The 12,403-nt window shown below is 63.3% G+C and carries 16 protein-coding genes; 1 reads left to right on the forward strand and 15 read right to left on the reverse strand.

The features are described from left to right. Nucleotide 1 precedes the first annotated feature (1 nt). The 3 genes from U5A67_RS32310 to U5A67_RS32320 all read right to left on the reverse strand — a co-directional run bounded on the left by U5A67_RS32310 (nt 2) and on the right by U5A67_RS32320 (nt 3,051). Nucleotides 2-1,399 carry a cytochrome b gene (locus U5A67_RS32310; RefSeq protein WP_205987162.1) on the reverse strand — a complete coding sequence of 466 codons (1,398 nt, stop codon included), beginning with the start codon at nt 1,397-1,399 and terminating at the stop codon, nt 2-4. Continuing rightward, nucleotides 1,399-2,019, reverse strand: a complete 621-nt coding sequence (petA, locus tag U5A67_RS32315) for a ubiquinol-cytochrome c reductase iron-sulfur subunit (RefSeq protein WP_205987161.1) — start codon at nt 2,017-2,019, stop codon at nt 1,399-1,401. Before petA ends, U5A67_RS32310 begins: the two co-directional genes overlap by 1 nt. Nucleotides 2,020-2,304: 285 nt before the next feature. Beyond that, nucleotides 2,305-3,051, reverse strand: coding sequence for a Nif3-like dinuclear metal center hexameric protein (locus U5A67_RS32320; RefSeq protein ID WP_205987160.1), 747 nt, complete (start codon nt 3,049-3,051; stop codon nt 2,305-2,307). A gap of 19 nt (nt 3,052-3,070) precedes the next feature. Between U5A67_RS32320 and U5A67_RS32325 the strand changes: the two genes are divergently transcribed. Further along, nucleotides 3,071-4,288, forward strand: a complete 1,218-nt coding sequence (locus U5A67_RS32325; RefSeq protein WP_205987159.1) for a Do family serine endopeptidase — start codon at nt 3,071-3,073, stop codon at nt 4,286-4,288. Nucleotides 4,289-4,380: 92 nt separating this feature from the next. On the opposite strand, the gene tatC is transcribed toward U5A67_RS32325, so the two are convergent. The 12 genes from tatC to hisC form a co-directional block, all read right to left on the reverse strand. Continuing rightward, the gene (gene tatC / locus U5A67_RS32330) at nt 4,381-5,160 is read right to left on the reverse strand and encodes a twin-arginine translocase subunit TatC (RefSeq protein WP_205987158.1); all 780 of its coding nucleotides are present in this window, start codon (nt 5,158-5,160) and stop codon (nt 4,381-4,383) included. A gap of 57 nt (nt 5,161-5,217) precedes the next feature. Next, the gene (gene tatB / locus U5A67_RS32335; RefSeq protein WP_205987157.1) at nt 5,218-5,799 is read right to left on the reverse strand and encodes a Sec-independent protein translocase protein TatB; all 582 of its coding nucleotides are present in this window, start codon (nt 5,797-5,799) and stop codon (nt 5,218-5,220) included. A gap of 88 nt (nt 5,800-5,887) precedes the next feature. Then, the gene (gene tatA / locus U5A67_RS32340) at nt 5,888-6,130 is read right to left on the reverse strand and encodes a Sec-independent protein translocase subunit TatA (protein ID WP_205987156.1); all 243 of its coding nucleotides are present in this window, start codon (nt 6,128-6,130) and stop codon (nt 5,888-5,890) included. A 168-nt stretch (nt 6,131-6,298) separates the two neighbouring features. Continuing rightward, nucleotides 6,299-6,667: a histidine triad nucleotide-binding protein gene (locus U5A67_RS32345; protein ID WP_205987155.1), complete on the reverse strand. Its 369-nt coding sequence runs from the start codon at nt 6,665-6,667 to the stop codon at nt 6,299-6,301. A 30-nt stretch (nt 6,668-6,697) separates the two neighbouring features. After that, nucleotides 6,698-7,090, reverse strand: a complete 393-nt coding sequence (locus U5A67_RS32350; protein ID WP_205987154.1) for a DUF4870 family protein — start codon at nt 7,088-7,090, stop codon at nt 6,698-6,700. A 149-nt stretch (nt 7,091-7,239) separates the two neighbouring features. After that, nucleotides 7,240-7,608, reverse strand: a complete 369-nt coding sequence (locus U5A67_RS32355; RefSeq protein WP_027819284.1) for a phosphoribosyl-ATP diphosphatase — start codon at nt 7,606-7,608, stop codon at nt 7,240-7,242. Continuing rightward, nucleotides 7,605-8,021, reverse strand: coding sequence for a phosphoribosyl-AMP cyclohydrolase (hisI, locus tag U5A67_RS32360; protein ID WP_205987153.1), 417 nt, complete (start codon nt 8,019-8,021; stop codon nt 7,605-7,607). Before hisI ends, U5A67_RS32355 begins: the two co-directional genes overlap by 4 nt. 4 nt (nt 8,022-8,025) lie before the next feature. Then, a complete protein-coding gene (hisF, locus tag U5A67_RS32365; RefSeq protein ID WP_321817590.1) occupies nt 8,026-8,799 on the reverse strand; it encodes an imidazole glycerol phosphate synthase subunit HisF in 774 nt (257 codons plus the stop codon). Between the two features lie 154 nt (nt 8,800-8,953). Next, complete coding sequence (hisA, locus tag U5A67_RS32370) at nt 8,954-9,706, reverse strand: 1-(5-phosphoribosyl)-5-[(5-phosphoribosylamino)methylideneamino]imidazole-4-carboxamide isomerase (protein ID WP_205987151.1); 753 nt, start codon at nt 9,704-9,706, stop codon at nt 8,954-8,956. A 138-nt stretch (nt 9,707-9,844) separates the two neighbouring features. Further along, nucleotides 9,845-10,486: an imidazole glycerol phosphate synthase subunit HisH gene (gene hisH, locus U5A67_RS32375; protein WP_205987150.1), complete on the reverse strand. Its 642-nt coding sequence runs from the start codon at nt 10,484-10,486 to the stop codon at nt 9,845-9,847. 143 nt (nt 10,487-10,629) lie between these two features. After that, nucleotides 10,630-11,217 carry an imidazoleglycerol-phosphate dehydratase HisB gene (hisB, locus tag U5A67_RS32380; protein WP_027819289.1) on the reverse strand — a complete coding sequence of 196 codons (588 nt, stop codon included), beginning with the start codon at nt 11,215-11,217 and terminating at the stop codon, nt 10,630-10,632. A 71-nt stretch (nt 11,218-11,288) separates the two neighbouring features. Continuing rightward, nucleotides 11,289-12,365, reverse strand: coding sequence for a histidinol-phosphate transaminase (gene hisC, locus U5A67_RS32385; RefSeq protein ID WP_321817565.1), 1,077 nt, complete (start codon nt 12,363-12,365; stop codon nt 11,289-11,291). Nucleotides 12,366-12,403 lie beyond the last annotated feature (38 nt).

Genomic DNA, 12,403 nt, shown 5'->3' on the forward strand with positions numbered 1-12,403 from the left:
ATTAATGGGGCTTGAACCGCACGCGTTCGGGCGGCTGCTTGAAGGTGCCAAGCGGCGTCCAGAACGGCATGCCGAGGAAAAACGCGAAGTAGACGAGCGCGCAGAACTGGGCGATCAGCGTGGCCGCCGGCGAAGGCGGTTTAGTGCCGAGAAACGCCAGCGTCAGGAAGGCAAGCACGAAGATGCCGAGGAAAACCTTGTGGAACAGCGGCCGGTAGCGGATCGACTTCACCGGCGCGCGGTCGAGCCACGGCAGGAAGAACAGCGAAATCACCGCTGTGCCCATCACCACCACGCCCCAGAATTTCGACTCGGTGAAGGCCATCGCCAGAATCACCAGCACCGCCAGCGCCGGCAGACCCGCGCGCCACTTGCCCCGCGCCCGCACGATGGCGAACAGGCCGAGCAGCCCGATCACGATCATCAGCACGATCTTGAACGGATCGGTGGTCGCGCGCAGCATCGCGTAGAAGGCCGTGAAGTACCAGACCGGCGCGATTTCCGGCGGCGTCTGCAACGGATTGGCGGGCACGAAGTTATTCGCTTCGAGGAAGTAGCCGCCCATTTCCGGCGCGAAGAACACGATCGCCGCGAAGATCATCAGGAAGATGCACACGCCCATGAAGTCGTGCACCGAGTAATAGGGATGGAACGGAATGCCGTCGAGCGGAATACCGTTCGCGTCCTTTTTCTCCTTGATCTCGATGCCGTCCGGGTTGTTCGACCCCACTTCGTGCAGTGCGACGATATGCGCCACCACCAGCCCGACCAGCACGAGCGGAATCGCGATCACGTGGAACGCGAAGAAGCGGTTGAGCGTGACGTCGGAGACCACGTAGTCGCCGCGAATCCACAGCGACAGATCGGGGCCGATGAAAGGAATCGCCGAAAAGAGATTCACGATCACCTGCGCGCCCCAGAACGACATCTGCCCCCACGGCAGCAGATAGCCGAAGAAGGCCTCGGCCATCAGGCACAGGAAGATCGCGCAGCCGAAGATCCACACTAGTTCGCGCGGCTTGCGGTACGAGCCGTAAAGCAGCCCGCGGAACATGTGCAGATACACGACCACGAAGAACATCGACGCGCCCGTGGAGTGCATGTAGCGGATCAGCCAGCCCCACGGCACCTCGCGCATGATGTACTCGACCGATGCGAACGCGAGCGTCGAATCGGGCTTGTAGTTCATGGTGAGGAAAATGCCGGTGACGATCTGGTTCACCAGCACCAGCAGCGCGAGCGAGCCGAAGAAGTACCAGAAGTTGAAGTTCTTCGGCGCGTAGTACTCGGAGACGTGGGCTTTCCACGTCGCGGTCATCGGAAAGCGTTTGTCGATCCAGCCCTGCAGACCGGATGCTTCGGACGCCTCCACCACTTCCTTGTCGGTTCCCGTCGCCATCACGCTTCTCCTTTTTCGTCCTTGCCGATCACGATCGTCGTCGCCGACGCGAACATGTAGCGCGGGATGTCGAGGTTCTGCGGCGCGGGCTTGTTCTTGAACACGCGGCCGGAAAGATCGTAGGTGGAGCCGTGGCACGGGCACAGGAAGCCGCCTGGCCAGTCGTCGGGCAGGTTGGGCTGCGGGCCTTCCTGGAAGCGCGCCGTCGGCGTACAGCCCAGATGGGTGCACACGGCGACGGCCACGAGGATGTTCTTGTGCTCGGGACGCGAGCGGAATTCGTTCTGACAGTACTCGGGCATCGGCATGGAAAACGGATGCTCGGAATTCGGGTCCGCCAGTTCGGGATCGGCCTTCTTGACGTCGGCCATCATGCGGTCGGTGCGGTTGAGAATCCACACGGGCTTGCCGCGCCAGGCCACGGTCATCATCGAGCCGGGTTCGAGCCCGGTGATGTCGACTTCGACGGGCGCGCCGGCGGCGCGGGCTTTTTCGGATGGTGCAAACGAGCCTACGAACGGTACGACTGTGGCAACGCCTCCTATGCCACTTGCTACGGACGTCGCAATCAGCCAGGTACGGCGGCTGCCATCGACGCGGTCATTATCTTTGTCTCGCATCACATCGCCCCACTTCTGAGTTGGATTTTTCCGTCACGCCGTTGCTTACCCGCGGTGCTGCCGAACGCTAGTGTGCTCGAATGGAGTTGCCATTTACAAGGGGCGGTTACCAGAAAGCGCCCGAAGTCCTTGATATCTTGGGGTTTTCCCCGAAGAAACGGGGCCATTTTCTTTTGCTTTTGTAAATGCCCGGCGAATACATAAACGCAATGCGCTTCGCCACGAAGGACCGGGCGAAGCGATTTTTATGCGCGATGAATCTAAAACCCGCATCGGACCCGATGCTCAGACCGGGTTATGAATATCGATGAACAGATGTTCGATGTCGAAGGCTTCGGAGAGATGCGTGCCCACGGCCTGCACGCCGAAGCGCTCGGTCGCATGATGACCGGCCGCGAGGAACGCCACGCCGCTTTCGGCGGCCGTGTGGGTGGTCTGCTCGGAAATCTCGCCGGTGAGGAAGACATCGGCGCCCGCGTCGATGGCGGAATCGAACAGGCTTTGCGCGGCGCCCGTGCACCACGCCACGCGGCGAATCTGCCAGTCCGGGTCGCCCAGCACCAGCGGCGTGCGGCCGAGCGTCTGTTCGACCTCGGCGGTAAAGTGCGCGAGCGTGATCGGCATGGGCAGCGTGGCCATCCAGCCAAGGTTCTGCTCGCCAAAGCGTTGTTCGCCGTTCCAGCCGAATTTCGCGCCCAACTGCGCGTTATTGCCCAGTTCCGGGTGGCAATCCAGCGGCAGGTGATACGCAAACAGGTTAAGGTCGTTGGCGAGCAACGTCTTCAGGCGCTGATATTTGCGGCCCGTGATCTGCGGCGCTTCGTTCTTCCAGAAATAACCGTGGTGAACGAGGACCGCGTCCGCACCCCATTCCAGCGCGGCTTCGAGAAAAGCCAGCGAAGCGGTCACACCGGTGGCGATCTTCTCCACGCGCCGCCGGCCTTCCACCTGCAGGCCATTGGGGCAGTAGTCCTTGAACCGCGCGGTTTCCAGAAGATTGTTCAGATACAATTCCAGTTCGATCCGATCCATATAATCCTCTAATCTTCAGATGCTTAGACGCTTTTGGCTGTTCTTCGCCCAGGCGGTGACGGTCCTGCTGGCGTTGATGTTCATCATCGCGACGCTCAAGCCGCAATGGCTTCAGCACCAGGGGCAATTCGGCAAGCAGCTCGCCGAGCCGATCGTCGCGCTACGGGAGGTAGCGCCGGGCATCGGCGGCGGTTCCGCCCAGGGCTCCTACGCGGATGCCGCCCAGAAGGCGATGCCCGCGGTCGTCAACGTGTTCTCGAGCAAGGATGGCTCGTTGCCGCCCGATCCGCGCCAGAACGACCCGCTATTCCGCTACTTTTTCGGCGATCGCAACAAGAACAACAAGCAGCAGGAACAGCCTGCGGCGAATCTCGGCTCGGGCGTCATTGTGAGTCCGGACGGTTACATTCTAACGAACCAGCACGTGATCGACGGCGCGGATCAGATCGAAATCGCCCTGTCCGATGGCCGCACCACCAATGCGAAGGTGATCGGCATCGACCCGGAAACCGACCTCGCGGTGCTCAAGATCAACCTGCCGAACCTGCCGACCATCACGCTCGGCCGCATGGATCAGACCCGCGTGGGCGACGTCGTGCTCGCCATCGGCAATCCGTTCGGCGTGGGCCAGACGGTGACGATGGGCATCATCAGCGCGCTCGGGCGCAATCACCTCGGCATCAATACCTTCGAGAACTTCATCCAGACCGATGCGCCGATCAACCCCGGCAACTCGGGCGGCGCGCTCGTCGACGTGAACGGCAACCTGCTCGGCATCAATACCGCCATCTACTCGCGCTCGGGCGGCTCGCTGGGTATCGGCTTCGCGATTCCGGTGTCCACGGCGCGCAGCGTGCTGGAAAGCATCATCACGACGGGTTCGGTCACGCGCGGCTGGATCGGCGTCGAACCGCAGGATCTCACGCCCGAGATCGCCGAATCGTTCGGCATCAACCAGAAGTCGGGCGCGATCGTCGCGGGCGTGCTGCAAGGCGGCCCGGCGGACAAGGCCGGCATCAAGCCGGGCGACATCCTGCTGTCCGTCAACGGTGAGGAAATCACCGACACCACGCGCCTGCTGAACGTGATCGCGCAGATCAAACCGGGCACCGACGCCAAGGTCCACCTCGTACGCAAGAACAAGGACATGGACCTCGACGTGACGATCGGCAAGCGCCCGCCGCCGCCCAAACAGCCCGCCAACGAAGACGGCGAAGGCGAAGACGACGGCGGTTGAGGCCGCCGCCCTCATCGGCAAACGCAATAAGACAAAAGCCCGCGAACAGCGCTGTTCGCGGGCTTTTTTCCTTGTCGATCCGGGCGTGCCGGTCAGCTGGTCGCTTCGCTCTCGTCCGGCGCTTTCTCGCCGGTGCCGATAAAGATTCGCGCAGCGATGATGCCCAGTTCGTACAGCACGATCAGCGGCAGCGCGAGGATCAGTTGCGAGAACACGTCCGGCGGCGTCACGACGGCCGCGATGATAAACGCGCCGACGATCACATACGGCCGCACTTCCTTGAGCTTCTTGACCGTCACGAGGCCCATGCGCACGAGAATCACGACGACGATCGGCACCTCGAAAGTCACGCCGAACGCGATGAACATCGTCAGCACGAAGCTCAGGTAATTGTCGATATCGGTGGTCATTTCCGCGCCCAGCGGCGCGTTGTAGTGCGCCATCACGCGGAAGATGGTCGGAAACACCACGAAATACGCGAAGGCCATGCCGCACAGGAACAGCGTGTAGCTGCTCGCCACCAGCGGCGCGACCAGCTTCTTCTCGTGCTGATAGAGACCGGGCGCCACGAACGCCCAGATCTGGTAGAGCACGACCGGCAGCGCGATCACGAAGGCGACGAGCATCGTGACTTTCATCGGCACGAAGAACGAGCCGGTGACGTCGGTGACGATCATCTTGCCGTCCTTCGGCAAGTTGTTCATGAGCGGGCGCGCCAGCAGCTTGAAGATATCCGGCGCCCAGTAGACGAGACCGACGAACACCACGATCACGGCAATGCCCGCGCGCATGATGCGGTCGCGCAATTCGACGAGGTGCGAGATGAAGGTCTCTTCAGTGCCCTCGTCCTGTTTTTGTTGGGGGTCGCTCACACCGGCCCTCGGGGGTTGGAGATGGACAAGTTCAAACTCGAATGGGGCATTGGCACGTCAGAAGAAACGCACCGGACGGCGCAGGCTGGCCGGCGTGTGCTGCGCGACGCGCGCGGCACCCGACTGCACGCGCGTGCGCCGCAGCGTCGCGCGCTTGTACCAGACCGGCGCCGCGCTTTGCTTGACGCGCCAGTTCTTGCGTTTGGCGGTGACGGCGCCGGCGTTGCCGGAGCGCCATGCGCTAGCGCTGGAACCATCGGCGATGCTGGCGCTATTGAATGCCGCGCCTTCGAGCGAAGCCACGGAAGCATCGGCGGGATCGGCGCCGCCCGCGATGCTGGGCGAAACGCTGGTGCCCTGATTCCAGGCGTCGTTCAGATCGGTTTCGTGCTTGCGCAGATTCTCGTGAACGTTTTTCTCGACGTTCTGCGCAGCCTGTTCGAACTCGCCCTTCATGCGGCGCAGCTCGTCCAGTTCGATCTCACGCGTGACTTCCGCCTTGACGTCGTTGATGTAGCGCTGCGCGCGGCCGAACAGGGCGCCCGCCGTGCGTGCGACGCGCGGCAGCCGCTCCGGTCCGAGAACGACCAGCGCGACGACGCCGATCAGCGCCATCTTGGTTAGACCCAGATCGAGCATGAATGGAGCTTTCCGTCAGCCTTGGAGCGAAACAAACAGGAACACGCGGGAATCACGCGAGAACAAGCGGGAAACGACAAAACCGCGATTAACGGAAGTCGTTCGAACGCGGCGTCTTGTCCTTGGCGTCGACGTCGACCGTGTCGCCAGTCTTGGGCAATTCGCGCTTTTGCGCATCCGCGCCCGACTCTTCGCCGTCGCGCATGCCTTCCTTGAAGCCCTTCACCGCACCGCCCAGATCGCTGCCGATATTGCGCAGTTTCTTCGTCCCGAAGACAAGCGCCACGATCAACAACACGATCAGCCAGTGCCAGATGCTCAACGAACCCATGATCAAAACTCTCCTTAACCCCGACGCCATGCGTCATGCACAGCGAGAAAACGTTGGCGCACGAACGCGCTTCACGTCTGGAATGTTGCCTTTAAGGTATTTCGGCTGCGTGGCATTCTGCCCTCTTTCAGCCGCCTTTTCAGAATCGCCTGTGAGCGTGCCGGGCGTTCAGCCCATGCGTTGCCACGGACGCGGCCCCGCCAGCAGATGCGCGTGCAGGTGATACACCTCCTGACCGCCGCCCGGACCCGTATTCACTACGGTGCGAAAACCGGTATCGCCGCCGGTGTACGACACGCCCAGATCCCTGGCGAGCCGCGCCACCAGCACGAACATTCTACCAAGCAGCGGAGCCTCGTTTTCACCGCAATCGGCGAGGGTCGAGATATGTTCGCGCGGGATCACCAGCACGTGGGTCTGCGCGGCGGGCCGGATGTCGCGAAACGCGACGAACTCGTCGTCTTCATAGACGCGCGTGCTCGGGATCAGGCCGTCGGCGATCTTGCAAAAAAGACAGGTGCTGCGGTCGTGACTCATGAGGCTCCCAGGCGGGCGCCCGGCGCGGGATCAAAACCACGCGCGCGGATCGGCCAGCGGCTTGTTGTCGTGCAGATACAGCCAGCCTTTGATGATACGGTACAACGTCCAGATTGCGACAGCCCACAGAATTGGAATGCCGATCACCACGACGAACAGCGCAATGCCGATCAGGTGTCCCGCCAGCCCGTACCAGAAGGTGCGGATCTGCCAGGTGAAATGCCGCTCGTACGGCGTGCCGGCGGCTTCGTCGCGCTTGAGGTAGTTGATGATGATCGCCACCAGCACGGTCACGCCGCCCGTTAGCCAGTAGAACGCGTACAGGCCGTAGAGCACGTGCGTGAGGGTGCGCAGGCTGCGCAGACGATCCGCATCGAGCGAATCGCGCAAGGCGGGAGGCGGATAACCGCCGGACGTGGACATGCGTGGTGTCTCCTGTCGACAGACGCCCGTCCGGAGTGGACGGGCCTCGATGCTTTCGACAAGCCTACTCGAAACCGGTTGCCTGCGCGGCGATCCCGCAACGAAGCGATCACGCAGCAACGACGCAGCAACGACGAAGCAGCGCCAGATTACTCGCCGCTTTCCTCGCGCTCACGGCTCTTGCGCAGTGCCTTCTCTTCCAGTCCCGACAGGCCTTCGCGGCGTTCCAGCTCGGCCAGCACGTCGGCGGGGCTCAGGTCGAAGTGCGACAGCGTGACGAGGCAATGGAACCACAGATCGGCCATTTCGCCGACCAGCGCCTTCGGCGCGCCGCCCTGGCGCACGTCCTTCGCGGCCAGCACGACTTCGGTGGCTTCTTCGCCGACCTTCTTGAGCACCGCGTCGTCGCCCTTGTGGAACAGACGTGCCACGTAGGAGGAATCCGGGTCGCCGCCCTTGCGGCTGTCGATCACGGCTGCGAGGCGCAGCAGCGTGTCGTTAGTGTTCAGTTGCGTCATTTGTAGATGTGTTCGGGGTCTTTCAGCACGGGATCGACGGCGACCCAGCGGCCTTCGTCGACGGTGCCTTCGAATTGCTGGAAAAAGCACGAGTGGCGGCCCGTATGGCACGCGATGCCGGACACCTGCTCGATCTTGAGCAGCACGACGTCTTCGTCGCAATCCAGACGGATCTCGCTCACGTGCTGCACGTGGCCCGATTCCTCGCCCTTGAACCACAGGCGCTGGCGCGAGCGCGAGAAGTACACGGCGCGGCGCGTTTCGACCGTTTTGGCGAGCGCTTCGCGGTTCATCCACGCGAACATCAGCACGTCGCCGGTCGTGGCTTCCTGGGCGATCACCGGCACGAGGCCGTTGGCGTCCCAGTTGACCTTGTCGAGCCAGCCCGCGTTTTCACTGGAAGTGTTGGTCATCGCCTTACATCCTCACCGAAATGCCCTGATCGGCCATAAAGCGCTTCGCTTCGCCGACGGTATGCTGGCCATAGTGGAAGATGCTCGCCGCCAGCACCGCATCGGCGTGGCCCTTGACGACGCCATCGGCCAGATCCTGCAGCCCGCCCACGCCGCCCGAGGCGATCACGGGCACCGGCACGGCGTCCGAGACGGCGCGCGTGAGGTCGAGGTCGAAGCCACTCTTGGTGCCGTCGCGGTCCATGCTGGTCAGCAGGATTTCGCCCGCGCCGAATTCGGCCATCTTGCGCGCCCACTCGACGGCGTCGAGGCCCGTGGCCTTGCGCCCGCCGTGCGTGAACACTTCCCAGCGCGCCGGTTCGCCGGGCGCCGAGGTGCGCTTGGCGTCGATCGCCACGACGATGCACTGCGAGCCGTACTTGTCCGCCGCATCGCGCACGAGTTGCGGATTCGCCACCGCCGACGAGTTCATGCCGATCTTGTCCGCGCCCGCGTTGAGCAGGCGGCGCACATCGGTGACGGCGCGCACGCCGCCGCCGACCGTCAGCGGAATGAAGACCTGCGAGGCCACCTCTTCGATGATCGGCAGGATCAGATCGCGCCCGTCGGAGGTCGCGGTGATGTCGAGGAAGGTGAGTTCGTCCGCGCCCTGCTCGTCATAGCGGCGCGCGATTTCGACGGGGTCGCCCGCGTCGCGCAGCTCGACGAAATTGACGCCCTTGACGACCCGTCCGGCGGTCACGTCGAGACAGGGGATGATGCGTTTGGGTAGAGCCATGATCTTGCCGATGATGCCGGTCGGTGAATGTCTATCGGTGCGGTCTGCCAGACACGGCAGCGAGCGCTTGTCGCGAAATTCGCGCGTAGCGTCCACCATGCGCGGCCGCCAGAAAGCAAAAGGCCTCCAGTGACGGAGGCCATGTGCGCGACGCTTACGCGTCGTCGGATTCGCGCAGGCTGTCCGCGCGCGTTTGCGCCGCCGCGAAATCGAGGTCGCCCGAGTAGATCGCACGGCCGCAGATCACGCCTTCGACGCCTTCGTCTTCGACTTCGCACAGCGCGTCGATATCGGCGAGGTTCGACAGGCCGCCGCTCGCGATCACCGGAATCTTCACCGCGCGCGCAAGGCGCACCGTCGCTTCGATGTTGATGCCTTGCAGCATGCCGTCGCGGCCGATGTCGGTGTAGATGATCGATTCGGCGCCGTAGTCCTCGAACTTGCGCGCGAGATCCACGACTTCGTGGCCGGTGAGCTTGCTCCAGCCGTCGGTGGCAACCTTGCCGTCCTTCGCGTCCAGGCCGACGATGATGTGGCCCCCGAACGCCGTGCACGCTTCCTGGAGGAAGCCCGGGTTCTTCACCGCAGCCGTGCCGATGATGACGTAAGAGAGACCGTCGTCGAGGTAACGCTCGATCGTGTCGAGGTCACGGATACCGCCGCCCAGCTGGACGGGAATCTTGTCGCCGACTTCGCGAATGATTTCGCGGATCGCGTCTTCGTTCTTCGGCTTGCCCGCGAAGGCGCCATTCAGGTCGACGAGGTGCAGACGGCGTGCGCCGCGCTCGACCCAATGTCGGGCCATGGCCGCCGGTTCCTCGGAGAAAATAGTCGCCTGGTCCATATCGCCTTGTTTCAGGCGTACACAGTGACCGTCTTTGAGATCGATGGCCGGAATCAGCAGCATAGCTAACGGGTGATATCTGGAAGGGGTTGGAATCAGCAGGCATCGGCGGAAAAAAGACCCGATCCGACGCCGTTTCGCTAGTTTAGTACAACTCTTTCGACGGCCTTGCCGATACCAGTCGGCGCGGCCGCCAGGGACTTACGGGTTCCAGTGGACGAAGTTGCGATACACGCGCAGACCGGCTGCGGCGCTCTTCTCCGGGTGGAATTGGGTGGCGAAGATGTTATCCCGCGCCACCGCCGAGGTAAAGGCAGCGCCGTACGGCGTTTCGCCAACGGTGTGCGCCGCATCGGCGGGCACCACGTAGTAGCTGTGGACGAAGTAGAAGTAGCTGTCGTCCGGCACGCCGTCCCAGAGCGCATGGGCGCGCGACTGGCGCACACGGTTCCAGCCCATCTGCGGCACCTTGAAGCGCGAGCCGTCGTCCTGCAACTGGCCTTGCAGCTCGAAACGCACCACTTTGCCCGGCAGCAGGCCGAGACCCGGCGTATCGCCTTCGGCGCTCCAGTCGAACAGCATCTGCTCGCCCACGCACACGCCCATCAGCGGCTTGCTGCGCGAAGCTTCGATCACGGCGTCCTGCAGGCCCGATTCCGCGAGGCTACGCATGCAGTCGGGCATCGCGCCCTGCCCCGGCAGCACCACGCGGTCAGCCGCGCGGATCGCTTCCGGGCGCTCGACGATCTGCACGTCGGCTTCGGGAGCCGCCTGTTTCAGCGCCTGGGCGACCGAACGCAGGTTGCCCATCCCATAATCCACAATCGCAATTGAAGTAGTCATCTCGATTCAGGACCGTCCGTCCTGCTATCTGGCAATCTGTCCGAGGCCCGTCATGACGGCGTTGCGCAAGTCGCATGCGCGCACCTGACGGTACGCATCGCACATCGCGAACTGGCCGCGCCGTTGACTGAGCGTCTGGCTGATTAAAGGCTGCCCTTCGTCGACGGAATCTTGCCCGCCTGACGCTCGTCGAACTCGGCGGCCTGGCGCAGCGCGCGACCGAAGGCCTTGAATACGGTTTCCAGCTGATGGTGAGCGTTCAGGCCGCGCAGATTGTCGATATGCAGCGTCACGCCGGCATGATTGACGAAGCCGCGGAAGAATTCGATCGACAGATCGACGTCGAAGCTGCCGATGCGCGCACGCGTGAACGGCACGTGGAACTCCAGACCCGGACGGCCCGAGAAGTCCACCACCACGCGCGAGAGCGCCTCGTCGAGCGGCACATAGGCATGGCCGTAGCGGCGGATGCCCTTTTTATCGCCGATGGCCTGCGCCACCGCCTGGCCGAGCGTGATGCCGACGTCTTCCACCGTATGGTGGTCGTCGATATGCGTGTCGCCATGCGCCTCGACTTCGAGATCGATCAGACCGTGTCGTGCGATCTGATCGAGCATGTGGTCGAGAAACGGCACGCCGGTCTTGAGCTTTTGCTCACCGGTGCCGTCCAGATTGATTTTCACGCTGATCTGCGTTTCGCTGGTGTTGCGAACGACTTGCGCGACGCGCATGGCAAATTCCTTCAAACAGCCCGTAACAGGAGGGATTAGAGAGGCGCTCGCTCAGGACTCGTGGGGACGGTTCACTTGAGGACAAGCTTCAGGGCGGCGAGCAGCTGCGCGTTTTCGCCGGGAGTCCCGACGGTCAGGCGCACACAATTCGCCAGCAATGGATGCATTTTACTCACGTTTTTGACCAGAACCCGCGCCGTGAGTAGCGTATCGAACACAGCGGGCGCATCCGGCACGCGCACGAGCAGGAAATTGCCGGCGCTTTCGAATACTTCGGCGTCCGGCAGTTTCGCCACTTCGGCGGCCAGATCGGCACGTCCGGCGCGCAGTTCGGCGGCCTGCGCGTCGAGCACGTCGAGGTGATCGAGCAGGAAACCGGCGGCGGCCTGGGTCAGCACGTTGATGTTGTACGGCGGCCGCACCTTGTCGATTTCGTTGAGCCACGCCGCGCGGCCCGCGAGATAGCCCAGACGGATGCCCGCGAGGCCGAGCTTGGACATCGTGCGCATGACGACCACGTTGTCGAACTCGCCGGCGCGCGCCATCCAGCTTCGCTCGGCGAACGGCTGGTAAGCCTCGTCGATCACCACGAGACCGTTCGCGGCCGCTGCGGCGGCGATCACGCGCTCGATATCGGCGTCGGCGAACAGCGTGCCGGTCGGGTTATTCGGATACGCGAGCCAGATCACGGCCGGCCGATGCTCGCCGATCGCCGTCACCATGGCGTCCGTGTCGAGCGTGAAATCGGCGTTCAGCGGCACGCCGACGAACTCCACCTGGGCGAATTTCGCCGACATCGCGTACATCACGAAGCCCGGCACCGGCGCGAGCACTTTGGCGCCCGGCTTTGCGCACGCCATCGTGACCATGCTGATGATTTCATCCGAACCGTTGCCGAGCAGCACATCGCACTCTGCCGGCACGTGCATCGCGGCCTTGAGCTTCGCCATCAACGCTTCGGGACGCGGCGCCGGATAGCGGTTGAGCGCCACGCCGGCGAGATGCTCGCCCAGGCGCGCAGCCAGATCGGCGGGCAGCGAAAACGGGTTCTCCATCGCGTCGAGCTTCACGAAGCCGGTCGCGTCGGGCACCGGGTAACTCGTCATTGCGAGCACGTCGGAGCGGATGATGTCTTGAGGTGTCGTCATGTCAGGTTGGCTCGCGCGTGCAATGGCGGCGAGCCGGA

Source organism: Paraburkholderia sp. J69-1, assembly GCF_905220255.1.
Classification (GTDB): Bacteria; Pseudomonadota; Gammaproteobacteria; order Burkholderiales; family Burkholderiaceae; genus Paraburkholderia.